At 46.0% G+C, this 24,632-nt stretch carries 18 protein-coding genes; 8 read left to right on the top strand and 10 right to left on the bottom strand.

Features of this window, described 5'->3' with window-relative positions; all coding sequences use genetic code 11:
* Window positions 1-7: 7 nt before the first annotated feature.
* From alc to puuE, 3 genes are all read right to left on the bottom strand, one after another.
* Window positions 8-994: an allantoicase gene (alc, locus tag L0991_20345; GenBank protein XGB64379.1), complete on the bottom strand. Its 987-nt coding sequence runs from the start codon at window positions 992-994 to the stop codon at window positions 8-10.
* Between the two features lie 123 nt (window positions 995-1,117).
* Window positions 1,118-1,633, bottom strand: a complete 516-nt coding sequence (gene uraD / locus L0991_20340; GenBank protein ID XGB64378.1) for a 2-oxo-4-hydroxy-4-carboxy-5-ureidoimidazoline decarboxylase — start codon at window positions 1,631-1,633, stop codon at window positions 1,118-1,120.
* 23 nt (window positions 1,634-1,656) lie between these two features.
* Window positions 1,657-2,577, bottom strand: coding sequence for an allantoinase PuuE (gene puuE / locus L0991_20335; GenBank protein XGB64377.1), 921 nt, complete (start codon window positions 2,575-2,577; stop codon window positions 1,657-1,659).
* Between the two features lie 411 nt (window positions 2,578-2,988).
* Here puuE and uraH point away from each other — a divergent pair, with 411 nt between their 5' ends.
* The 6 genes from uraH to L0991_20305 all read left to right on the top strand — a co-directional run bounded on the left by uraH (window position 2,989) and on the right by L0991_20305 (window position 12,629).
* Entirely contained in the window at window positions 2,989-3,342 is a 354-nt protein-coding gene (uraH, locus tag L0991_20330; protein ID XGB64376.1) for a hydroxyisourate hydrolase, read from the top strand.
* A gap of 244 nt (window positions 3,343-3,586) precedes the next feature.
* Window positions 3,587-4,930, top strand: a complete 1,344-nt coding sequence (locus L0991_20325; protein XGB64375.1) for an NCS2 family permease — start codon at window positions 3,587-3,589, stop codon at window positions 4,928-4,930.
* A 226-nt stretch (window positions 4,931-5,156) separates the two neighbouring features.
* A complete protein-coding gene (locus L0991_20320; protein XGB64374.1) occupies window positions 5,157-6,608 on the top strand; it encodes a purine permease in 1,452 nt (483 codons plus the stop codon).
* Window positions 6,609-6,769: 161 nt separating this feature from the next.
* Window positions 6,770-8,134 (top strand): 8-oxoguanine deaminase, encoded by a 1,365-nt coding sequence (locus L0991_20315; GenBank protein XGB64373.1) that lies wholly within the window; start codon window positions 6,770-6,772, stop codon window positions 8,132-8,134.
* Window positions 8,135-8,826: 692 nt separating this feature from the next.
* The gene (locus L0991_20310; protein ID XGB64372.1) at window positions 8,827-10,065 is read left to right on the top strand and encodes an alpha-xenorhabdolysin family binary toxin subunit A; all 1,239 of its coding nucleotides are present in this window, start codon (window positions 8,827-8,829) and stop codon (window positions 10,063-10,065) included.
* A gap of 167 nt (window positions 10,066-10,232) precedes the next feature.
* Entirely contained in the window at window positions 10,233-12,629 is a 2,397-nt protein-coding gene (locus tag L0991_20305) for a hypothetical protein (GenBank protein ID XGB64371.1), read from the top strand.
* Window positions 12,630-12,724: 95 nt separating this feature from the next.
* Here L0991_20305 and L0991_20300 read toward each other — a convergent pair whose 3' ends face one another.
* The 3 genes from L0991_20300 to L0991_20290 form a co-directional block, all read right to left on the bottom strand.
* A complete protein-coding gene (locus L0991_20300) occupies window positions 12,725-14,161 on the bottom strand; it encodes an amidohydrolase (GenBank protein XGB64370.1) in 1,437 nt (478 codons plus the stop codon).
* A gap of 217 nt (window positions 14,162-14,378) precedes the next feature.
* A complete protein-coding gene (locus L0991_20295; protein XGB64369.1) occupies window positions 14,379-17,423 on the bottom strand; it encodes an efflux RND transporter permease subunit in 3,045 nt (1,014 codons plus the stop codon).
* Window positions 17,424-17,425: 2 nt separating this feature from the next.
* A complete protein-coding gene (locus tag L0991_20290) occupies window positions 17,426-18,259 on the bottom strand; it encodes an efflux RND transporter periplasmic adaptor subunit (GenBank protein ID XGB64368.1) in 834 nt (277 codons plus the stop codon).
* Between the two features lie 198 nt (window positions 18,260-18,457).
* Here L0991_20290 and L0991_20285 point away from each other — a divergent pair, with 198 nt between their 5' ends.
* The gene (locus L0991_20285; protein XGB64367.1) at window positions 18,458-19,162 is read left to right on the top strand and encodes a response regulator transcription factor; all 705 of its coding nucleotides are present in this window, start codon (window positions 18,458-18,460) and stop codon (window positions 19,160-19,162) included.
* Between the two features lie 50 nt (window positions 19,163-19,212).
* The gene (locus tag L0991_20280) at window positions 19,213-20,463 is read left to right on the top strand and encodes a HAMP domain-containing histidine kinase (GenBank protein XGB65424.1); all 1,251 of its coding nucleotides are present in this window, start codon (window positions 19,213-19,215) and stop codon (window positions 20,461-20,463) included.
* A 64-nt stretch (window positions 20,464-20,527) separates the two neighbouring features.
* On the opposite strand, the gene L0991_20275 is transcribed toward L0991_20280, so the two are convergent.
* The 4 genes from L0991_20275 to hyi all read right to left on the bottom strand — a co-directional run bounded on the left by L0991_20275 (window position 20,528) and on the right by hyi (window position 24,568).
* Window positions 20,528-21,142 (bottom strand): TetR/AcrR family transcriptional regulator, encoded by a 615-nt coding sequence (locus L0991_20275; GenBank protein XGB64366.1) that lies wholly within the window; start codon window positions 21,140-21,142, stop codon window positions 20,528-20,530.
* 147 nt (window positions 21,143-21,289) lie between these two features.
* Window positions 21,290-22,600: a glycerate kinase gene (locus L0991_20270; protein XGB64365.1), complete on the bottom strand. Its 1,311-nt coding sequence runs from the start codon at window positions 22,598-22,600 to the stop codon at window positions 21,290-21,292.
* A gap of 257 nt (window positions 22,601-22,857) precedes the next feature.
* Window positions 22,858-23,754: a 2-hydroxy-3-oxopropionate reductase gene (locus tag L0991_20265; GenBank protein XGB64364.1), complete on the bottom strand. Its 897-nt coding sequence runs from the start codon at window positions 23,752-23,754 to the stop codon at window positions 22,858-22,860.
* Between the two features lie 37 nt (window positions 23,755-23,791).
* Window positions 23,792-24,568, bottom strand: a complete 777-nt coding sequence (gene hyi, locus L0991_20260) for a hydroxypyruvate isomerase (protein ID XGB64363.1) — start codon at window positions 24,566-24,568, stop codon at window positions 23,792-23,794.
* Window positions 24,569-24,632 lie beyond the last annotated feature (64 nt).

Below are 24,632 nucleotides of genomic sequence, written 5' to 3'. Positions count from 1 at the left end.
TCCTTACCTATTTCGCTTTCGTACCAAATAGACGCAAACGGCTAATACCACCATCTGGGAATATATTTGCACGTACGTGGGTAATCGCACCAAGGTCGTTTACCTCAGAAATGAATTCGTGAATCTCGTGCGCTTGCAGCTTTTGAGCAGGCAGTAGTTCACGCCAGAATAGGCTTTGTGTTTCCACTTGATCATCGGTACCACCTTTCACGTAAGCCGCTTGAATTGAGCAGCTGTCTGGGTAGTTACCTTTAAAGTGCGCCGTATCAACGATGATACGTTCGATATTACCTGGGTGGCCTAATGCTACGATAACCCAGTCATTACCCGGCGTACGACGACGTGCTGTTTCCCAGCCATCACCCATGTTTTCACCGCGACCTGGGCCTAAAATATTGGCTTTGTTACCGTAATGTTCATCACTACATGCCAGTGCTCGACCACCATGCTCAACGGCTGCTAGATCCACCTGTTGATGTGAGTCTATTGCGTCCCAATCAACACTTGGTCGGCCGTAAACACGTAGGCGTGCAACACCACCGTCTGGATAGATGTTCAGACGCAGGTGCGTAAATACTTGATCACTTTCAATGTCTTCAAAATGGTGGTGGTCACCTTGTAGTGCCATTGAAGGCAGAATTTCTTGCCACTCTGTTGAATCGGTTGGCTCACCCTGTGGTGAATAACATGCGTCGATTGATGCCGAAGGTGGGAAGTTACCTGTGAAGAATGAGGTATCAATATCAACGCCAGCGATAGTGCCAGCTAAGCCAAGGCGTACCACACAGTAGTCGTAACCTTCGCCACGCTTACGTCGGCTTTCCCAGCCGTCCATCCACTTGCCGTTATCGTCGTATAAGTCGTCTTTCCACTCTGGTGCTGCATGGCTGAGTAGACGGCTTTTATCTGCAAAAAAATCGTCTGTTGCAAAGATAGCTTCTGCGCCGAGTTTTTCGTCTGCAAGGTTGATGTACTGTTCAAATTTATGGGTCATTTCCGTGTAATCCTATGAAATTAATCAAGTAATAATAAAATGAGAACTTAGTGGCTTATTCGCTTATAAAGCTGGCTCTTAGCGCACTAAGACTGGGCTGAGATAGCTGTTAACTCCGTTAACTTACATATCCCAGAGACGAAACATCGCGATCTTGTTGATCTCTTGAATCGCCGTAGCAAACTCAGTTTCACTATCATTTCCTAATCGCATCTCGAACGACTCAAGAATTTGGTAACGATTGGCTCCCTTCACCGCCATGATAAAAGGGAAATTGAAGCGACTTTTGTAGCTGTTGTTATAAGAAGTGAATTTTTCAAATTCTTCGGCGCTGCATTGGTCAATGCCCGCCCCCGCTTGTTCTTTTGTCGACGACTCAGTAAGTTCGCCGTTTACTGCTGCTCTGCCTGCTAAATCCGGGTGAGCGTTGATCAAAGCCAACTGTTTGCCTTGGTCGGCATTCAACAAGGTGGACGCCATTTTTAGATGAAGATTCTCAATGTGGTCGTCTTCGGCATTCAAACCTTGGTCATACACCGCCTCAGCAACCCATGGGCTGTGCTCGTAAACATCAGCAAAGTGCGCGACAAAAGTGTCACGGTCCATGGTTGTTGGTTGGCAAGATCGAAATTCAGTCACGTTAAGCCTCCTTGCTGTTCGTTCTAATTTTGTTGTCCGTTATATGGGTGATGTTTGTGCCAGTGGTTGGCAATATCGATTCGACGACATAGCCACACGCTGTCATGTTGTTTTACGTAATCTAAGAAGCGTCTCAATGCAGCAATACGACCGGGACGACCAATAAGACGACAATGCAGTCCTACCGACATCATTTTTGGTGCGGTTTCGCCTTCCATATAAAGGGTGTCAAAAGTGTCTTTTAAATACTGGAAGAACTGCTCACCAGAGTTGAAGCCTTGCGCCGTTGAAAAGCGCATATCGTTGACATCAAGTGTGTAAGGGATCACTAGCTGTGGATGACCGGTTTCGGTGTGCCAATAAGGCAGGTCATCGTCATAGGCATCTGAGTCGTAAAGGAAACCACCTTCTTCTGCGACTAAACGACGAGTATTCGGCCCTGTACGACCGGTATACCAACCTTGCGGGCGTTGACCCGTTACCTGTTGGATAATCTCAATCGCTTTGGTCATATGGTCACGCTCTTCTGACTCATCAATGTGTTGATAGTCTATCCAGCGATAACCGTGGCTACAGATTTCGTGACCTGCTTCTACCATGGCTTCAGCTACGTCTGGGTGACGCTCAATGGCCATAGCGACTGCAAATACAGTCAGTGGAATTTCATATTCATCGAACAAGCGAAGAACACGCCACACACCCGCTCGGCTACCATATTCATAGATGGATTCCATGCTGATGTGACGCTCGCCTTTGATCGGCTGTGCTGACGGGATCTCTGAGAGAAAGGCTTCAGACTCGTCGTCTCCATGTAACAAACAACGCTCACCGCCCTCTTCATAATTCAATACAAAAGAAACCGCGACGCGCGCATTACCTGGCCATTGAGGGTTAGGAGGATTAGCTCCGTAACCGATCAAATTTCTTGAATAATCCTTATTCATCCAAGTACTCCTAACATAAGTGGTTGGCTTAGCCGCTCTTCAGCTGTCCCATCGAAATGATTCAGCTAGTGATTTATCCAAAACCGAGCAACCTCACCCCTGTACATTTATTGTATACAATTATTTATCTTAATGTAAAGATTTTGTTGCTTAAGTTAAAAAACCAAACCGAATACAAATAAAAACAACTACTTAACAAAACGAAAAACTACTAATAATGAATATTCAACATCTATAAATTCAGATAAAAAGACACATTAGTTAACATTTTTCCAACAATTTGCTTTACTAATTGTGTACAGTTCGTACATAGTTAGTGCTAACAAAGTGACCAATTGCTCTCTTTTGCAAGGTCGAAATGGATACATAAACCACGGAACAGAGGAGCGCCAAAAGCGCTATTAAAGGACTATGGGAAGATTAACAACACACGTTTTAGACACCACTCACGGCTTGCCTGGTGCAGAGATCAAGGTAGAGCTTTATAAGGTCAACGAAGACTCCACTGAAAAGCTGGCGACCGTGCTTACTAACTCAGATGGTCGTACCGATGCACCAATTCTGGCCGGGAATGAATTTCGACCGGGGAAATACCAATTGGTGTTCTACGTAGCTGATTACTATAAAAGCAAAGGTGTGGAACTCGATGGTGTGCCTTTCTTAGACGACGTAGTGATTCGCTTCGGCTTAGATGATCCTGATGCGCACTACCACGTTCCGCTTTTAGTCTCACCATACAGTTTCTCTACTTATCGGGGCAGTTAATCCCGATACCTAGATTATCGATCTAGGCTCAATCACCAAACAACGAACAGATTCATGCGTGCATCTGAAAAGATGCGCGTTCATTAAGCACGCTCATATAAAAATACTAACAACGTTAACAGTTAGAAAATGAGTCGCGAGAAACTCGTTAATAGAGACTTAGCGCTAGGACAAACCTTAAAACTTCATATTGAAATTTCGCTGTATTCAATAAATGGATCACAACATAAAAGGACTTGCAGACATGAGTGAGAGTAAAACAGAAATACTCAACCAAGATGCGAATAACGGAATTTTAGAGAAATTCTTTAAAATTAAGGCCCACGGAAGCAGTGTGAAAAATGAGTTAGTCGGCGGTGTCACTACCTTCGCGACGATGGCTTACATTATCTTCGTTAACCCCCAAATCATGGCCGCTTCAGGTATGGATGCTGGCGCAGTATTCGTTGCAACCTGTATCGGTGCCGCTATCGGTTGTTTATTAATGGGCTTATTTGCGAACTGGCCTGTTGGCTTAGCACCGGGCATGGGTCTGAATGCGTTCTTCTCCTTTACGGTTGTGAGTGAGATGGGCTATAGCTGGGAAGTCGCACTGGGTGCGGTGTTTATCTCTGGTATCTTGTTTGTCGGGATGAGTTTCTACAAGGTCCGTCAATGGATCATCGAGAGTATTCCTGAAAGTTTACGCTACTCGATGACTGCCGGTGTGGGTCTTTTCTTAGGTCTAATTGGTTTGAAAACAGCGGGCATCGTCGTCGAAAACCCTGCAACTTTGGTTTCACTGGGTGATTTCACCAAGCCAGAAGCCCTACTTGCAGCTATCGCATTCTTGATTATTGCGGTTCTGAGTGAGCGTAAAGTATTTGGTGCGGTACTTATCGGTATTTTAAGCGTCACGCTTATCGGTATGGGGCTAGGCCTAGTACAATACAATGGCTTCTTCGCTGCACCGCCGAGCTTAGCACCTACCTTTATGGCAATGGACATTGCAGGCGCTCTGAACGTATCCATGATCAGCGTTATCTTGGCATTCCTTTTTGTAAACATGTTCGATACTGCCGGTACGCTTATGGGCGTGGCTGAGCGTGCAAACCTCACTAACCCAGAAACCGGCAAGATTGAAGGCCTGAGCAAAGCACTCAAAGCCGATAGTATCTCGAGCGTTGCAGGTGCGTGTGTGGGTTGTCCGCCAGTAACCAGTTACGTAGAAAGTGCTGCTGGTGTTGCTGCAGGTGCTCGTACAGGTCTTTCAGCAATCGTGGTTGGCGCTTTGTTCTTAGCGGCGATTTTCCTATCACCGCTTGCAGGCATGATCCCCGCTTACGCAACGTCTGGCGCTCTGATCTACGTAGCATTCGTAATGATGAGCAGCATGCAACACGTCGATTGGAAAGACTTTACCAACGGTGCTCCAGCTGCGATTACCGCACTGATGATGCCACTAACCTTTTCTATCGCTAATGGTATCGCACTGGGTTTCATCACCTACACCGTACTTAAGCTTGCGACAGGTAAGACGAAAGATGTCTCTATCTCGATGTACTTCCTAGCGGCTATCTTCATCGCCAAGCTAGTGTTCATCGGTTAATCCTATCTCTCCTGAATAGTTCGGCATTGAACGTTCAGAAACGTTGCTTGGCTCGTTCGCTAGCCAAGCAACGACAACATTTTTAAGAAAGCTAATTGCATTGATGACTCGAGAGCAGAGCTCCCAATGAGTCGGTGCACCTTTTTTATGACCCTACGCAGTTTGTAGAAGTCATTATTTGACCGCCAACCGCCTGTAAACGGAAACGCAGGCAGAGGAATATCAAATGAAACTTCTGTACACCCTTAATGAAAGACCGCCCCATGGGCTAACCCTCCTACTTGCTCTACAACACATGCTCGCCTCGATTGGTGGCATTGTTGCTGTCCCCCTTATTGTCGGCGCCTCCATCGGCCTACCCAACACCGAGATCGTCTCACTGATCAATGCTGCGCTCTTGGCGTCAGGTATTGTGACCGTCGCGCAGTGTCTTGGTTTTGGTCCAGTGGGTATTCGACTGCCCGTGGTAATGGGCTCAAGCTTTGCCTTTTTAGGTGTGGCCATTTCCATAGGTAACGAAGGTGGCGTCGCTGCAATTATGGGCTCAGCGCTTATTGGCTCGTTCGTAGTGATTGGTGCCAGCTTTTATATGGACAAGGTCCGTAAACTGTTCCCAACCGTGGTAAGTGGTGTAGTGGTTACGCTCATTGGCTTAACCATTTTACCGGTTGCCATGAACTGGGTCGGAGACTCTCCCGCCAACAGCGAACAATTCGCTACGCTACCTAAACTGTTTCTAGCTCTGGTCTCTTTGGGGATCGTGGTTGGCGTGTCGGTTTACTGTAAAGGTGCGGTTGCGGCTTCCGCTATCGTGATCGGTTTAGCCGGTGGTTACATTGTGGCTTTATCACTCGGTATGGTCGACCTTGAGCAAATCGGCTCTGCGGCTTGGATTGGTGGTCCTGAACCTTTTAAATATGGCTTTACCTTTTCAATCAGTGCCATCATCAGTATGAGTTTGGTGTACATCGTGGTTATCGCTGAAGCAACAGGTGACTTCATGGCGCTTGGCAACAACTGTCAAACACAAGTCAGCGGTAAAGACCTAAAACGTGGGCTACTGGGTGATGGTATCGGCAGTACCTTATCGTCGATTCTCACTGCAATGCCACTCGCTTCATTCAGCCAAAACGTTGGTATTGTTGGTATCACAGGGGTAGCAAGTCGCTACGTAGTTGCCGCAACGGGTGGCTTATTGATTTTAGGCGGCCTGTTCCCGAAATTAGCTGCAATAGCCGTTACGATTCCTAAGCCTGTATTAGGCGGTGTGGGTTTTGTAATGTTCGGAATGATTGCCTACGCCGGTATCCGCATGTTGATCAAAGCCGCAGACACCAAACGAAATGCCTTGGTAATCTGTGTAGGTTTGGCATCTGGTTTGGCTGTGACCTTCGAGCCAAGATTACTTCAACATTTACCACACGATTTGGCGAACTTCCTTCACTCTGGCATTACGACTGGCACCATCATGACGGTTGTTTTAAATCTTGTGCTACCGAAATCTTCACGTGCAGAAGAGCAAGAAGCGTTAGCAGAAAGCCAAGCGCAAGTTGAGCTAGAAATGAAAGAGGCTGCCGAAGAAGCACTACAATCAGAGGAACAACTAGAGCTTCAACAAGCAACAACAGCTACTGAGATTCAAGCAGCATCAGAAAACCCAGAGCCAAAAACGAACTAGATGAATCACTAACGAACGTAAAAGCGATTTCCGTAGAATCACGGGCGCAGCATAAACACTGAATGTTTCATCGCCCTTGATTCAAATTTATCTTTCAACAACAAATACCAAATAAAGACCCTCTTCCCTGAAAAGGCTGAGATGGCTAAGGACTACTATGAATGGAAACCATCTGGATTAAGAATCCTCTCGCAATCTACACTGGCTCACACGCCGATGCAGAAGGCGGTATCGTCATTAAAGGTAATACAGTCATTGAGCTGGTTGGCAAACACAAAGAGCCAACTTTACCCGTAGATTACAGCGTCGACGCTTCTCGTCATGTTGTGACTCCTGGGCTTATCAATGCACACCACCACTTCTATCAAACTCTAACGCGTGCTTACCCCGGCGCACTGAATAAAGAGCTTTTCCATTGGCTGCAAAGCCTTTACCCGGTTTGGGCAAATCTCGATTCTGAAATGATGAGCCTCGCAACCGAGCTCGCTCTGGTTGAGCTGATGATGTCAGGCTGTACCACGGCATCCGATCACCACTACTTGTTGCCGAACGGACTTGAGCACGCTATTGATTTACAAGTTGAAGCAGCTCAAAAGCTTGGCGTTAGAGCCATATTCACTCGTGGCTCCATGAGCCTAGGGGAAGATGAGGGTGGATTACCACCAAGACACACCATTCAAACCGAACAAGCCATCATCGATGACAGCCAACGTTTGATTCGCGACTACCACCAGCGTGATGAAGGGGCGATGATTCAAATCGCACTCGCGCCTTGCTCGCCATTCTCGGTCACTACCGACCTGATGAGGGAAACCGCCAAGATCAGTGAACGTGAAAACGTCATGATGCACACCCATCTGTGTGAAACCTTAGACGAAGAAGACTTCTGTATAGAGAAGTTTGGTCTACGCCCTGTCGATTACCTAGAAGATGTCGGTTGGCTCAACGACCGTACTTGGCTTGCTCATGGTATTCACTTCAATCCAGAAGAGATCAAGCGCTTGGGTAAAGCAGGCATTGGTATCAGCCATTGTCCAACTTCCAACATGATGTTGGCTTCCGGTATTTGTAAGAACAACGACCTTGAGGCGGCTGGCGTAAAAGTCGGACTGGGTGTAGATGGTTCAGCTTCAAACGACGGCTCCAATATGATTGCCGAAGTTCGCATGGCGATGTATCTACAGCGCCTACAATACGGTTCTGCTAATGTTTCACACTTTGATGCGTTGCGCTGGGCAACATCCGGCTCTGCTGCTGCAATGGGCAGAACCGACATTGGTACGCTAGAGGTCGGTAAACAAGCCGACATCGCGATGTTCAAACTTGATGATATTCGCTTCTCTGGCAGCCACGATCCACTGGCAGCACTATTGCTCTGCGGCGCTCAACAAGCAGATAAGGTGATGGTTGCAGGTAAGTGGCGAGTTAACGATGGTGCTGTGATTGGCGTAGACATGGAGCAGTTAATGCACCGTCACCACGCCGCTGCGATGAAACTCGGGAAACTGGCAATGAATAATAACTAACGCCAATGCTTGTCCATCAAGCAGTGTATATCTCACTATGATGGGCAAGCTTCCTTAATACTGCTAATACAAATTTACTTCTGACTATTAAATACGCCATCCTCTTGATTGTTCTTCCCCTAAATATCCAACCAACCTCCACCCTAAAATTAACATTGCTAATTTAATAATCACTAATTTAAATTCAGCTAATTTAATTAAAGCTAAATATTAAACCTCTTATTTATTTGGCACAGGTCAAATTTAAAACGCTCGTTCTAATTATATAAACATCAATTCAATCAACAGATTTAGTAATAATCACAACAATTATGATAATTACATTTTTATCACTTAACTCATTGGTGAATAGAATAAAAATCTCCGACGCCTTTCTAGATATAGCCTGAAGAAAGAACAGAAACTAATGATTTAAATATCACTAAATTCAATAGATCAACAATCAAACAATATGGATCCGAATATGTGATCTAAATAGAACTTTTCATTATAAATTTACTATAGATTGGCCAAATCTTATAAAAACAAAAAACACATTAATGGATGGTGTATTTAAAACCCACAACATAATTACAACAATAACAATATAAAGAATTCAATAAACCCGCATAAATATATAGAAATACCATTTTCATGGTAGGGGGATTTATTGTCTCTAAAAAAGCTAATAACAAATCTAACAGGGATAAAAAATGAAAAAAATCACGCGAACACTCGTATTATCTTCCATCTCGATTGGGCTACTTTCCTCTTTTGCTTTCACTTCTCAAGCAGCGCCAATTCAAGTTAATCAAGCGTCAGCCGAACAGAATATTCCTCAAATCACCTACGATACGATCATCGGTGAAAATGGCGTCTTTATCGATCTAGAAACCGACAATTTCATCCTCAAACAGCAAGAGTGGTACCAAATCCAAGCTTATGTAGAGGGAGCACTGGCACTGCCCGTAACAGAAACTAGCATGAAGTCGGCTTTTAGCATTCCTAACGACATTCCTTTCTCTAACTTCCAAGCCTTGGTTCAGCAATACTCAAATATCCATGACACCGCTTTCTACTGGAAAAAGGACCTGTACCCAAGCATCGTTAACCTGTCACTAAGCCTGGCTAACTACGCGCAAATCAAAGACTACATGCTTAATCCTTTGAGCGACGCCCTTAATGAGATGTTGGCAAAGGCATTCTCACCGTTACCAGAAGATATTGAAGCCGTTGAACGCAACCGCAAAATGGCGATTGCTTACCTGAAAAGCCTGCAAAACTTTTCATTGAGGTACCAGCAAGAGGTGTCCGATGTGGGTGATAATTTGTTGGACTTTTCCGCGCAGCTAGACACGCAAAAGCTACAACTTGAAGTGTTAGAAGGCACACATAACGGCTATCTAACGGATGATGGCAGTGCACTTCAACAGCAAGTAAACGACATCAATGCCCGAATCGCGCAACTCAACAAAGACTACACTCACTACGTCACGGTTGCCTCTACCGCCGTCACCTACGCATGGTTCCCTTTGGTCGCCGTGCCAATCATGGGTGTCTACGGAGATAAAGCAGAGAAAGCACGTAAGCTGCGCAATGAACTGCAAAATGAAGTTAAAGATTTAGAAGAACAATTGTCTTACACACAAAAGGTATATAACTCTTACCATCGCTCTTCAGAAAGCATTGATCTTATATCTCAGCAAATTGAAGATGCTATCCCACATATTAATAAGCTGAAGTTAAATTGGCAGAAAATGAATACCGACTTCACATCACTGCTTGCTGCATTAGATGAAGCTCAAAACAATGCCGATATCATGAAAGACGACGCAATGCTTGGTGCTATCGGCGCATTAGCCAATACATCGGTTGCAGAAATGAACTGGAATAACATCAGCGAGAAAGCCAAGGCGTTTGCAAATAATGCTTATATTCAAGAAATGGAGTAGTCCATACCCATCGATAAATAGCTCGGCAAAGCGATGACTCGCTATAAGTTAAACCAGCAAGACCAATAAAAACAAAATAACAACAGAACACCACGCCTTATGAAAAATAAGGTGTTGGTTTCTGCTACCCAAAATTTGGCTAATACTCATTTCGACAGGACATTAATATGAGAATTCTACCGATTATTATTTCTCTTTCATTATCTCCACAAGCTTTTGCTAGTGACTGGCTAGAGCTTAATAACTTGCCTAATTCCACCGAATACCCAACTTGGGCTCAATCTGCTTATTCCGATGTCGATGTTCTCTCTCGATCTACATCTGATCTTCACATCAACCTCAGTGACTGGATTGCGGAACAGAACCTCTACGTGACTAAACCCTCAAAGATCGTCGTTTTTGCCGATACCATTGAGGTTCCAGAAAACTTCAACTTGGTGGTGAATAACCAAAACATTCTCATATTTGCCCGTAAAATTGTCGGTCAAGGAGCCCCAACTTTCGTTCTCGGGCAACAATGCGCGGCGGCATCAGTGACTGTGATTGCAGGAGAGATCGAAACTCCAATTAATGTCCTTGCCTTCCAAAGCGATGGCAGCATTACACGAGATGCCCTTTCTGCAGAAGACGGTGATGGAACCTCTGTGGTACTAGCAGGAGAACACTACCGAAGAACCACCATCGACTCGAACATTACAGGGCAAATGAAACTGGCGACCACACCTTTTACCGACATTGTTAACCGCTCTTTTGATATGGCTGCCAGTTTATTCGACACGAATCCAGAGCTTAGCCTCGAACTGATTAACTGGATTGAGCAGAGTTTACGTCACGCCGGCTCTGTGGTGGAAGATGACCCTATCCTTTCAGACCTGTACCTACAAACCGTTGCCTTTAAACAGTTCATTAGTTTCAGCACTAAAGAGAGCAACTATGTGCCTTATCTCGATAAGGTGCTCTACCAAGGCAAATACGAAGCGTACCTGAATGCAATGATCGCGTATCAAGCGCAGTGGGATATCATTCAAGACAGAAATACGGTGGTCGAAGACAAGATTGAAGCTGCGAAGTTAGCACTCGCTAACGTTGAGGACGTTCTCAGAGCACAAGACTCTATCATCACTCAAACCCAATCTAACATAGACAAAATAGGCGACAGCCTGACCGAAATCGACAGCCAATACAAAGCTCAGGAGCTTGTGACACTGAGTGCAAGAACCACTTACTTGGTCGGTGTGGAAAACTGGAAAACTCAGCAAGAGCTCAATGCAGCGTTGGCTATCTTCAAAGCGATCGCAGAGATTGGCAGTGCCGTCAGCGGTGTGTTCACAGGAAATCTATCTGGTGTGAACGACCTTACCGAACAATTAGCCAAAACCCCGGAGGCGTTAGATAAAGCGAAAAACTTAGTCACCAATATCAAATCAGTCACGGGGATCATTGATAGCGTTACCAAGACCATTTCGGGAATCGCACAGCTCACCGCCGATGTGAAATCGACCATCAAGCTTCATAAGATCTCCGAAGCGATGGATGGCTTTGACTTTAATATTCCGACTTTGAATGAGAGTAATCTGGCTTGGGATCTGATGATCACCGAGATCCGCAGTAACTTAAGACTTGCTGATACCTTAGGGATTAAAGGCGCGAGACAATACCTAGTCGAACTTGAAAAACAGGTGCTATTAGGCAAAGCAATTAACACCACTCAGCTTAATTTTGCACAAGAGCAAGCCAAACTCGTCGATCTATTATTGACCAAGAACGTCACCGCTAATCAACAGCAAAGATTGAGTGACGCCATTGAGGGTTATCAGGAAGACAGCGAAAGTTTCGACTCCATCGAGCGTGAGCTTTCGCGAGTACTAATGCACTTCAAACGACCAATGTATGTGGCTTTGTCTAACTATGTTCAGGCATACGAATACTGGGCGTTGAAACCAAGTGAGATAACACCTTCGCTGAATAAAAGTTACTTGGACTACCAGTTTGACCTCGCGTCCATAGAAAGTGAGTATGTGAATGCACTCTCTTCATTCCAGCCAGCACCGCAAGACTTCACTATCGACAACTACACCATCTCTAGCCACGAGCAACTCGATAGCTTCGCAACCACTGGCGAGTTGAACTTCACTATTCCATTAGGGCAGGCACAACTATGTTCATTCGACCGAGTCAGACTCTCTACAGTACGAGTGTTCTTAGAAGGGGAAAACTTACCTTATGGCAAGCAGCTCAACCTTGGAATATCGAGTTCAGGTAACTATGCCGACCGCTATCAGGATCAAGATTACCAATTCAGTTCTAACCCGGTCTCGCGAGCGTTTTACTACCGCTTGGATGATCCAACCACCAATGACGTTAGCATCATCACCGATGGCGCAGTGGCGAATAAGTTCGAGTATGCGTACTTCCAACCAACTCCATTCTCGACATGGAATGTCACCCTCAACAACTTCGATGAGGCAGACCAAGCCAACAACCAATACCTAAAAGATGTCGAACAAATTAGGGTTGAGTTCTTAGGCAGTGGTATCCCGAATGGCAACAGTTGTTCTAACTGATGTGAGGAATAGCAAAGCTATCTCATAACCATAAAAAGGCCGACAAGATGTCGGCCTTTTTCGTTTCATTAGATTAACGACTTAGCGTTTAGAGACTAGTCCATCAAACTCTTAGACTTAATCGCCTTCTTAGACAGTTCTTTGGCAAACTCGGTAATGTCAGCTTCAAACTCATCGACGCTTTGACGAATCTCATCCAATTGAACAGTTTGCATCACGCGGTTTTCCATTACGATTTGGCCGTTCACAATCGTCGTGTCGATGTTGCTCGGGTTCGCTTGATAAACCAAGGTTGCGTATGGATCGTAGCTTGGCATCATGTTCGCTGATTGTGTTTCGACAATCACGATATCCGCTTTTTTACCGACTTCAAGAGAACCAATTTGGTCTTCCATATGTAGAGCTTTTGCGCCACCTAAGGTTGCCATTTCGATCACTTGCTCAGGAATCATGATGGTGCGATCTGAGTGCTTCAAACGTTGCATGTTCGCTGCATAGCTTAAGGTACGCATGATATCGACTTGGTTTGAGCTCATTGGGCCGTCGGTTCCCAAACCTACTCGCATGTCAGCACGGTACATATCCCATGCTGGTGCGATGCCGGTTGCGCCTTTAGCATTCGCCATAGGGTTGTATGAGATCCCTGCATCAGCATGCTTTAGAAGCTTTTGATCGTTCTCTGAAAGGTGGATACCGTGAGCAATGACTACACGCTCATCCAGTACACCAATTTCATCCATGTATTCGACTGGCGACGTTGCCTTCGTTTCATCTTTGATACGCTTCTCTTCATTCGGGAATTCAGCAACGTGAATTAACACCGGCACATCGTATTGAGCAGACAGCTTGTTGATTTCTTGAAGCTTGTCTTTGCTCACTGTGTACACCGCATGTGGTGCATAAGCAGGGGTAATCAGCTCGTCGTTTTGGTACTGCTCAATGAAGCCTTTGGCATAATCGATACCGCCATAAGGTTCTTTAGCGTCTACCACTGGGAACTTAATCACGGTCTCGCCAAGCACCGCACGCAGGCCAACTTCTTTGGTCGCCTTAGCCATTTCATCCATGTGGTAATACATGTCGGCGTAAGTCGTGACACCACTCTGTGCGAGCTCAATACTGCCCAGCTTGGTCGCGTTATAAATCAGTTCACGGCTAAGCTTTTCAGCTTCAAGCGGGAAGAAGTAAGCGAATAATCGGTTGGAAATACCCTCTTCTCCCAGACCGCGAAACGCAATCATGGGAAGGTGGTTGTGAGCATTAACCATGCCTGGTATAACAATACCATCTTGAGCATCGATCACCTTTTCAGCTCGGTATTGAGTAATCAAGTCCTCATTACCCACCGCGATGATCTGGTCGTTTTTCACGACAACAACACCATCTTCAATCACATCCATTTCAGAGTTGATCGTCAGGACTTGTCCATTAGTGATAATCAGATCGGCGTTGTATGTTTGAGTTGCCACTATCGAACCACAGCCAGCCAGTAAAACCGCGCTGATGGTGCATGCCAAGCTTTTGAGCGTCATTGCTAAACCTATATGTTGTGCGTGTAATATTGTTAGGAGCTTCACTTTGTTGTTCTTGGCTATTCGTGCTTTAGAACAACAGTGCCGCCAATTTTCGCGACACTATACCCTTATCCTTAAATAAAATGGCATACCAAATCGAGCCAAATTCGAGATAAATAAGTAATTGCACAACAGGTCACAAAACCAAGCTTCAAGAAGCGTTGATGTTGGCGTACTACGTGGTTTCTGCGTGCACATTCTCCTTAACCGGCGAAGGTGTTCCTTTTGCAAAGAATAGCGCATACATCGCAGGAATCACTAAGAGTACGACAGGCAACGAGAACAACAAACCATAGCCTAATGTGAGCGACATTGGCCCCATAAACACATCCGTTCCACCTAGCCCATAGGCGAGCGGTAGCAAACCAGCAACCGTGGTCAGAGAGGTCATCACAATTGGACGTAAACGGCTGACTGCAGCTTGCGTCACGGCGTCTATCGCGTTCAATCCTTCGACTCTTAGCTCGTTGATCCGGTTGATCAGAACCAATGAGTTATTGACCACAACTCCAGTCATTCCAAGTACGCCAATCAGTCCAAACAGAGACATCGGCTGCATGTGTACGACCAACGCCATCAGTGAAGCCATGATCGCAAACGGGATAACCGCCATAATAAGCAGTGGTTGCAGTAGTGAGTTGAACATCACCGCTAATACGAAGTAGATCGCCACCATCGCTGCAGGGAACACCACCATAAAACCGCTCATGGTTTCATTAGTGCTTTCCGCTTCGCCGCCGACGTCAATGGTCACGCTTGTCGGGTATTGACCTTCCAACTCAGCCACTAACTCATCAGCTAACGCGACAGAGCTAATACTCTCGTCAGACAACCCCGCAGAAACTGTCACCTCGCGCTCACCATTGTAGTGTTTGATAAGACGTGGGATTTCTATCTGCTCAACCGTTGCTAAGCGGCTCAGTGGCACTTGTTGTCCGTCTGCCGTGTAAATTTTGGTGGTTTTCAGTTTCTCTATATCGCGGAACTGCTCGTCCAATACCACTCGAATATCGACTTCTTGGTCACCAAGCCAGGTGGATGTCACGCTGTTACCATCAAACCCGACACGCAGCGCATTCGATAGATCAGTCACCGTTAGGTTGTATTTCGCCAACCAGTGATACTGAGGAACAATATTAAGCTGGGGATCTTTCAGAGCTTCACTGTGATTAATGCTGGTTACCCCTTGGTAGTCTTCTAACCAAGCCATCACTAGATCAACCGTTTGGTTACGCTCGCTCTCCGTTCCGCCAAGCACGCGGACTTCAACCGGGTCCCCCGGAGGCGGGCCACCAGCATCAATCGAGAACTTAATAAACATCTCATCAGACAACGACGCCAACTCTTCATTCAGTGCAGTAATGATCTGCTCAGCAGAACGGCTACGCTGATCAAAGTTCGTTAGGTTGATGATGCCTTGTGAGACTGGTGACGAGTAAATCAGTTCATAGCTGACTAGCTCGGTTTCAGGCAGAGATTCAATCGCATGTTCAATAGCTTGATGAGCCTCTCGCACTTGAGATAACGGAGTTCCAGCCTTTACCTCGGTATACACATCAATGTATTTACCCGCTTCAGTCGGGAAGATATCCACTTTCAACGAAGACACTAAATAACCTGAAGCGACGAAACCAACAACGGCCAATGCGATAACCGATTTTTTGTAATTCAATGCCACATTGAGCAATGAACGATATTGGTTAGAAACCCATTCAAAACGGTCTTTTTCTTCGACTTTTTTGCTGTTCTCTTTCGCAGAAGATAAGTGAGCGGGTAGTGTTAACGTACACTCGATAAAGGAGAACACTAATGCCGCAATAACTGTAATTGGAATCACTGCGACGGCTTTGCCCATGGTGCCCGGAATGAACATCATTGGAATAAACACCAATGCCGTTGTCACTAGGCTTGCCATCAATGGCTTAATCACTTTTAAAGTCCCCGACACCGCAGCATCGACGCCTTTTTTACCCGCTTCTTTCTCTTGGAAAATACTCTCGGCAATGATCACTGAGTCGTCGACGATAATACCAATCACCAACAGCAACGCAGCCAATGTAATGCTGTCTAAATTCAGCCCCATGATTGGCAGAACCATCATCACGCCAAATACACAAAATGGAATAGAGAGCGATACCCAGAAAGCCACGCGACGCTGTAAGATCATGCTCAAGATCAGTAGAACCAGCACTAAACCTATTGCACCGTTGGTTGCCACGATAGAGAACTTCTCGCCCATGTCTTTACCAAGATCTAGGCTTGTCTGGAAAATGAATTGGTCGCCAATGCGTTCGCTCTCTTTGTCCAACAATGCCTTGATGCTATCGATGGTGGCGATCACATCGGCACTACCGCTATTGGTGATTGAGAAGATAACTGCAGGCTTACCGCTCATGACTGGATCTTGCGTCGCCCGAGCAAAGGTATCGATAACTGTCGCCACATCAGAAACTCGCACAACTTGACCAGAATCCAACGCCTTAATCACGATGTTAGACACATCATCCGTCGACTCTACTTTGGTCATGGTGACGATCTTCTGCTCTTGACTCCACGACTCAACAAAGCCGCCTGATTGCGACAAATTGTGCTGCTCTATCGCGGTGCTGATATCGTTGAAAGCCACTTGGTAGCGACGCGCTTTTTCAGGATCAACCTCAACCCAAAACTCTCGCTCATTAAAGCCAGACATAGTGATAGAACCAACACCGCCAAGGTTGTTGATTTTCTTTTCTAATTGATAAGCATAGTGCTGCAAAGACGCCGAATCTGTATTGTTACCCGCTAGGCTGACGCCAAAATGGTACACATCCAACGAAGAGGTTTTTGGCTGAGTCACCATCGGTGGCGAATCAATATCTTTCGGCAGATTACCGACTCGATCGACGGCTTGTTGGATGTCTCGCAAGATCACGGCGGCATCTTCACCGGGTAGGTACTCAACCTCGATGAAAGAACGTCCCTCCGAAGATTCAGACGAAAAGTACGCAATACCATCCACTGAACGAAGCTCTTTTTCGATTGGATTAGTAATGTTCAACTCAATGTCTTGAGCCGTTGCACCTGGATAGATGGTTTCGATTTCCGCGGTGTCCATCGCAACATCTGGGTACTCTTGCAAATTGAGCTGCATTAACGACATAGCACCGGTTAACAGCACCATTACCGTGATAATACGAGCCAAGAACTGACGATTGGCGAAGTATGCTAGAAAGTTCATTGTTACAGCCCTTTACCTTCATTGGATGCAGTTTGATTCGATTTTATTTGAGCGGTTGTCATGCTTTGCAGAGAAAGATCCGTCGAGGCATAAACCGACATCCCCGGCTTAAACTGATGGCCTTGGTTGGTGATTTCGACGAGCACCGGATAGGTTGAGTTTTGCATCTCAACACCAATGCGCTGCACCTTGGCTTCCATCTTGAATTCTGGATTAGTCTCAGACCACACCACCACTTCCTGACCGACGGTGAAATGTTTTAAGTCATATTCACTTGCCATGAACGATAGCGTCACCTTGTCGATATTAACCACTTCATAAAGCAAATCTCCCTCGCTCACCCAAGCGCCTGATTGCGCGGGTTTATTGGAGATGTAACCCGAGATTAGGGATTCAATCTGAGTGTTTTCGAGATCCACTTGCGATTGTTGATATTCAATTTTCGCGACGGAAACGGCGGCTTTGGCGCTAAGAAATTCTGCACGCGCGGTGTCTAACTCTCCCAATGAAAGGCTGTTCTTTTTGATGAGCGCTTGATAGCGGTTGTAGGTTGCTTTACGCAATGCAAGGTCCGCCTCTGCCAAAGCAAGATTCGCTTTCGCCTTGTTCACGCTAAACTTAAAATCATCGGCTTTTATCTGAGCCAGTACCTGCTGCTGGTTTACCGCATCACCCACCTCAAGGTTATTCATCTCCACCACGCCAGGCACCTCGGCCACGACACTGTGTTTATTTAAACCCTGAACATGACCAATTAACTCCGTCGCTTGAGTTATTGATATTTGAGTTATGGATACTCCCAGAAGAGCTGCAAGCGCGATAATTTTAGTGTTCATAATTCAACCCTCACCTATTGATGCGGACCATTGTTGAATTCGCTTTGTCGAATTAAAGTCGAAGTCGGTTCGACAATGATAAATAATCTGATGGCGTTGTATTTCTGTGCGCAGCAGTATCAATTAGACATAAATTCGACATAATTTTGGATAGGCTACAATTTTTACTGGCCGTATATTTTGGGTGGGAGCAGAGTGATGCTTGAACGCAGTCGTATTTTGGTTATTGAAGACAATATCGAACTACAAGGCATTATTGCCGACTTCTTAGAAGTAAAAGAAGCGATTGCAGACTTCGCTTCTGATGGTGAGCAAGGCTTCAAACTTGCGATGAAAAACGACTTCGACGCTATCGTTCTCGATGTCATGCTGCCCAAACTGGACGGGATGCAAGTGGCGTCTAAGTTACGTCAAAATGGCGTAACCACTCCAATATTGATGCTAACAGCATTGAATGGCCAAGAAGACCTACTAAGTAGCTTTGATTCAGGTGCCGACGATTTTGTCACCAAACCTTTTCAGTTTCCTGAATTAGAAGCTCGCCTTTGTGCACTAATCAAACGCAATAAAGGCTTGGTCGCCAAAAAGTCGTTGAGCTTTGGTGAAGTGATCATCGATGAAAAAACACATACCGCCTCAAGAAGCGGTCAATCACTCAACCTTACTCCAATCATGTTTCATATTCTGAGGGAACTAGTCAAAGCTCAAGGTGGGGTCGTCACTCGCGATAGTTTAATCTACATGCTGTGGGGAGATGATATTCCAGACAAAGATGTGCTCCGCAGTCATATCTACCTACTACGAAATGTGCTCGATAAACCTTTCGATTTCCCGATGCTCAAGACCATTCCTAAACACGGTTTTCAATTACTCGCATCTAACAATGAGCCTAAATCCGCATGAAAATTCGCACAAAGTTAGGCAACTCAATTGAAGATGTCCGAATTCGCACTATGCGAACCTTTTCGGTCATCGCACTAGTCTCTTCATGCATTGTCTTTTTCGTTTTCTCGCTACGCTTGGTGTGGCAAGAAGAGGCGCAAATCGAAAATCATTTAAAATCATATAAAGGAGTGGCACAGCAGTTTTACCGTCTTCTTTCTCCCGAAGGCAGCCTCAAGCTGTCGGAAAACGTGACCGCCTACTATGGTGAAACCGACTTTACCGATCAATTAAAAAGGCTTCCACCAATGGCATTGGAAACCGTAGACAGGCTTCGCTTTGAAATCAGACTTTCAGAAGACAACATCGTGATACCGGGTGTAATCGTCTACCACTTTGCTTTTGAAGACCAAGGAAAAACCATTCCTACTTATATCGCCATCAGCTCATTTGACATGGACCTGTGGGACGACAGTTGGGGCGTTTTAATGGCAATCTCTACGCTACTAATGCTCGGGCTGATCATTGTTTTACGCTTTACGTTAAAACGAGTATTTGACCAACTAATGGCCCCCATTTCAGACCTCAGTTCTCAACTCACTAAACATGAATCTGACAACTTCAAAGTACCTGACCACACGGTTGATGAGCTACAGATGCTCACCTCTCACCTCAACAGTTACTCGACAATGAAAGACAGGCTTGCCAAACAAGAGATGATGTTTGCGAAATACGCTAGCCACGAATTGAAAACACCGATCTCAATCGTGATTGGCGCAGCAGAATTACAAGCTATGAAGCCCGATGATCCTGTATTTCAAGCTAAACAACGAGAACGTATTCTTGGAGCCGCCAACGGCATGAGTTCTACGGTTGAAGTACTGCTGAACATCGTTAAGCAAGAGAACTCTTCAACGGATAATACTCTTACAACGATTAGCCAAGAATCTATCGATGTATCGAAATACCGTGGCATGCTAGCTACTGGCGTTGAGTTAGTTCTAAATATTGAGCCAAACACCACGCTCAACATGCCGCTCCCTTTGGTGAACATGGTATTAAAGAATTACATCGAAAATGCGATTCGATTTACCATGCACGGCAAGATTGACGTGACCATCAACTCCAACACGATTTCGGTTTCAGATACGGGCTCAGGGCTGAATGACAATACTAAAACGGAACACGGCCTTGGCCTCATCATCGTAAAACGCATCGGAGACAGTTACGGTTGGACATCCACATTGGTAGATAACGCCCATTCAGACTCAACCCTAGCTACTACTGGCTGCACGGCAACCTTTACAAAGAAAGCGCATTAATAGCCACTAAATGCAAAAAAGGACATCAAATGATGTCCTTTTCCAATAAGTTAGGAGCAAAGTACTAAGACTTTCCTTTCACACCGCAACCTTTAATCACTAACTGGGTGATAAACTCAGCGGCTTCTTCGTAGTCTTTGTCATCGAGCTTATCTTTCTGCATCACGCTGCAAATCTGCCAGCCAAAATCCGCATAGGTTTGAGTTGCCGCCCAAATGGTAAACATCAGGTGATGCGCAGGTACGTCGTCCATCAGCCCTTTTGCCGACCAAGTCGAGAACTTATCAAGGATCATCTGTGACTGCTTATACAACTCATCACCGATCTCTTTCGGAAGCACTTTAGCACCTGACATCACTTCATTAGCAAACACTTTAGAAGCGTGTGGGTGGTCGCGTGAGATGGTTAACTTAGTTTGAATGTATTGAGATAGGGCTTCTACGGGATCACTCAGCTCTTCAATAGGACGAGAGGCTTCAAGTAATGGCTGCGTGACGGTTTCTAGAACGGCATTGTAGAGCTTGTCTTTCGAGCTGAAGTAATAGAATACATTGGGTTTGGGGATGTCGGCCGCCTTCGCGATATCCGCCATTTTGGTTGCGGCATAACCATGAGTAGCGAATTGTTCACACGCCACCTCGATGATTAAATCTTGATTCTTTTGTCTGATCCTAGACATATGACTTCCTTTACAGCTCATTACTTAAACCATAGTAATCAACGTGCTTCATTAGTCCAGAAGATAATTCAAGAACTCAAGGTCACCGCATTGATAACAAAAAATGGCCGCCCATATGCACAGAAGAGCGACCCTTTCATCCGGTTACTAAAGAATCAATATTGCACGGAAGTCATTGACGTTAGTCAGCGTAGGCCCTGTCGTCAGCAGAACGCCTGTTTGCTTGAAAAAGTCATAACTATTATTTGCCTCTAGATAATCATCGGCTTTGAGTGATAAGCGAGCACCTTCTTGCCAAGTCTGTGGTGTTATCCATGCTCCGGCATTGTCTTCCACGCCGTCAATACCATCCGTATCAGCGGCCAGCGCGAATATGTTGTCCTGCCCTTTCAGTTCGTTGTACAAGCTTAAAAGGAACTCACAATTGCGCCCACCACGACCATTTCCTTTAACCGTTACTGTTGTTTCACCGCCTGAAAGCAATACACAAGGAGTCTCGAATGGATGCTTATTATTAGCGACTTGCTTCGCTAATGCTGCGTGCACCTTCGCCACTTCTCTCGCCTCACCCTCGATACAATCACTCAACACATACGCAGGGATACCTAAACCTTCAGCCTCTGCCGCCGCTGACTCAAGGGCAGACATTGGAGTCGCAATAATATGGTGCTCGGCGTTGTTCCAACAAATGTCATCAGGCTTTACGGTTTCAGACTCTGGGTTATTCAGCCATTCAAATGCCGAGCCTGGTATTTCTATTTGGTAGCGTTCCAATATGGCGAGTGCATCAAAACGCGTGGTGTTGTCTGGTACGGTTGGTCCAGAGGCAATCACACTGATGTCATCACCCGGTACATCTGAAATCGCCAATGACACCACTCTTGCTGGATACGCTGCTTTGGCAAGTCGGCCGCCCTTTATCGAAGATAGGTGCTTACGAACACAGTTCATCTCATCAATGGCTGCACCAGATTTAAGCAGCGCTTTGTTGATTTGTTGCTTCTCTGCCAAGCTAATATCGCCACCAGGCAGACTCAGTAATGCGGAGCCACCTCCTGACAAAAGACATATCACGGTGTCGTCTTCACTGAGGTTACTCACCAACTCCAACATTCGGTGACTAACTTCAAGCCCCATCGCATCCGGAACTGGGTGCGCTGCTTCGAGCACCTCGATGTACTCACAAGGCGCGAGGTGTTCATAACGAGTCACAACCAAGCCTTCTAAATCACGTAGCGCAAGGTCTTGCTGTTTCTTGGCTTGCCATACGGCTTCCAATTCTGCGGCCATCGATGCTGCCGCTTTCCCTGCCCCGATAACGACAGTTCGCCCAGCTTGATTTGCCGAGCGATAGAATATGTCTTGAGGAAGAAAAGGTTCGATGTGATTTTTGGGTAGTGCCTGATTTACAGCACTTGAGAAAAGGGTTTGCAGAAACTGCTTAGCATCAATGTCCATCAGCCACTCCTTAGTTGACGGAGGAAAAAAGAACCCCAATACAAGGCGAAAGGGTGCCTGCTAAGATTAAGTTGGAAAGGAACAACTTCAACCTTTGCCTCGTATCGGGAACGCGTATAAAAGGAGACGAAACTACGCGATTTATAAACAAACTGTTTGAAACTGGGGGCTAACTTATCGAAGCTAGCCCGGATTCATTGGTTTTGGTTTCAGCAGAAACGACAAACCAATTATTGAGACGGATTACTCGTTAGGGATCAGCGAATTGAGTGATCAGAACGTTTCTCTATCGCTTGAATCAGCGCAGAATGGTCCCAACCTTCACCGCCCATTTCAGCACATTCGCCAAATAGCTCTTGCGCGATAGCTGTATTTGGCAGCGCAACGCCTAGCTCTTGTGCCCCCGTTAGCGCAAGATTTAGATCTTTCTGGTGAAGCGAGATTCTAAAGCCAGGGTCAAATGTGCCTTCCACCATTCGTTCACCATGTACCTCAAGGATCTTAGAATTAGCAAAGCCGCCCAGTAGCGCCTGGCGAACTCGTGCTGGATCAGCGCCGGCTTTTGATGCGAATACTAGCGCTTCAGAGACCGCTTCAATGTTCAGTGCGACGATGATCTGGTTGGCAACCTTACACGTTTGGCCAGCACCGTTATCACCCACCAGCGTGATGTTTTTGCCCATCACTTCAAATAGAGGTCGAGCTTTATCAAAAGCGTCTTGCTCACCACCCACCATAATTGTCAGTGCGGCATTGATCGCGCCTACTTCGCCACCTGAAACCGGAGCATCAAGATATGATGCACCACCTTCGTTGATGCGTGCTGCAATAGCTTTCGTTGCGATAGGTGAGATAGAACTCATATCGATAACCAGCTTGCCCGTCGCACCACCAGCGGTAAGACCTTGCTCGACACCGTTATCACCAAACAGCACCTCTTCTACTTGAGGGGTGTTCGGCACCATAAGAATAATGACATCCGCCTGTTCCGCGGCTTCGGCTGGGGAATGACAAACCGTTGCGCCTGCTGCAACCAACTCGGCAGGAGCAGCGTTGAAATGATCCGACAGAATCAAGTCATGACCCGCTTTTTGAAGATTACTCGCCATAGGTTTACCCATGATGCCAGTTCCGATAAATGCAATTTTAGACATGTTGTTCTCCTTAACGTTTGAGGGTTACCAGGCGCAATTAACGGTACTGGTTCAGCCAACCAAGGCCTTCTGTCGTTGTCGTTTTAGGTTTGTATTCGCAGCCAACCCAGCCTTGATAGCCAAGCTCATCAAGGTAGTTAAGTACGAATGGATAATTGATTTCTCCGGTACCCGGCTCGTGTCGACCAGGGTTATCGGCCAGCTGCACATGAGCGATTTGACCGATGTTCTGCTGCATGGTCGGTGTAAGATCGCCTTCCATTATCTGCATGTGATAGATATCGTATTGAATAGAAAGATTATCGCTCGCCACCTCTTTAATGATGGCTTTCGCTTGCTCTGTGGTGTTTAGGAAAAAGCCCGGAATATCGCGCGTGTTAATCGCTTCAATCACTAGGCTAATGCCTTCGGCAGCCAGAGCATTTGCGGCATAGTGAAGGTTAATCACAAAGGTTGCCTGAGCGTCTTGCGGAGTCACTCCCTGTGGGACAATGCCCGCCAAACAGTTCACCTGTTTACAGCCCAGTTTCTTGGCATAAGCTATCGCTTTAGGCACGCCCGCTTGAAACTCTTCAACGCGTGCTGGGTCAACCGCAATACCACGATCGCCTGCATCCCAATCCCCAGCAGGCAAGTTAAATAGCACTTGCTCTAGATTATTAGCCTCAAGCTTTTGTTTAATCTCATCCGCATCAAAGGCATATGGGAAAAGGTATTCGACGCCTTGAAAACCGGCCTCTGCGGCGGCTTCAAAACGGTCCATAAAATCAACTTCCGTGAATAACATTGACAAGTTTGCTGCAAATTTTGCCATGATTCTGTCCTTACTCTTTGTTTGGTGAAGCTAATGTGGTTTGGTGAAGCCTCGCTTTATTGGA

Origin of the sequence: Vibrio chagasii, assembly GCA_041879415.1 — a bacterium.
GTDB lineage: Bacteria > Pseudomonadota > Gammaproteobacteria > Enterobacterales > Vibrionaceae > Vibrio.
This window is presented reverse-complemented; position numbering and strand designations above follow the sequence as displayed.

What these genes read in the sequence shown, in the direction of transcription:
- alc (XGB64379.1), bottom strand. Translation starts at nt 994, where the DNA reads ATGACCCATAAATTTGAACAGTACATCAACCTTGCAGACGAAAAACTC.
- puuE (XGB64377.1), bottom strand. Translation starts at nt 2,577, where the DNA reads ATGAATAAGGATTATTCAAGAAATTTGATCGGTTACGGAGCTAATCCT.
- uraH (XGB64376.1), top strand. Translation starts at nt 2,989, where the DNA reads ATGGGAAGATTAACAACACACGTTTTAGACACCACTCACGGCTTGCCT.
- L0991_20325 (XGB64375.1), top strand. Translation starts at nt 3,587, where the DNA reads ATGAGTGAGAGTAAAACAGAAATACTCAACCAAGATGCGAATAACGGA.
- L0991_20320 (XGB64374.1), top strand. Translation starts at nt 5,157, where the DNA reads ATGAAACTTCTGTACACCCTTAATGAAAGACCGCCCCATGGGCTAACC.
- L0991_20315 (XGB64373.1), top strand. Translation starts at nt 6,770, where the DNA reads ATGGAAACCATCTGGATTAAGAATCCTCTCGCAATCTACACTGGCTCA.
- L0991_20310 (XGB64372.1), top strand. Translation starts at nt 8,827, where the DNA reads ATGAAAAAAATCACGCGAACACTCGTATTATCTTCCATCTCGATTGGG.
- L0991_20305 (XGB64371.1), top strand. Translation starts at nt 10,233, where the DNA reads ATGAGAATTCTACCGATTATTATTTCTCTTTCATTATCTCCACAAGCT.
- L0991_20300 (XGB64370.1), bottom strand. Translation starts at nt 14,161, where the DNA reads ATGACGCTCAAAAGCTTGGCATGCACCATCAGCGCGGTTTTACTGGCT.
- L0991_20295 (XGB64369.1), bottom strand. Translation starts at nt 17,423, where the DNA reads ATGAACTTTCTAGCATACTTCGCCAATCGTCAGTTCTTGGCTCGTATT.
- L0991_20290 (XGB64368.1), bottom strand. Translation starts at nt 18,259, where the DNA reads ATGAACACTAAAATTATCGCGCTTGCAGCTCTTCTGGGAGTATCCATA.
- L0991_20285 (XGB64367.1), top strand. Translation starts at nt 18,458, where the DNA reads ATGCTTGAACGCAGTCGTATTTTGGTTATTGAAGACAATATCGAACTA.
- L0991_20280 (XGB65424.1), top strand. Translation starts at nt 19,213, where the DNA reads ATGCGAACCTTTTCGGTCATCGCACTAGTCTCTTCATGCATTGTCTTT.
- L0991_20275 (XGB64366.1), bottom strand. Translation starts at nt 21,142, where the DNA reads ATGTCTAGGATCAGACAAAAGAATCAAGATTTAATCATCGAGGTGGCG.
- L0991_20270 (XGB64365.1), bottom strand. Translation starts at nt 22,600, where the DNA reads ATGGACATTGATGCTAAGCAGTTTCTGCAAACCCTTTTCTCAAGTGCT.
- L0991_20265 (XGB64364.1), bottom strand. Translation starts at nt 23,754, where the DNA reads ATGTCTAAAATTGCATTTATCGGAACTGGCATCATGGGTAAACCTATG.
- hyi (XGB64363.1), bottom strand. Translation starts at nt 24,568, where the DNA reads ATGGCAAAATTTGCAGCAAACTTGTCAATGTTATTCACGGAAGTTGAT.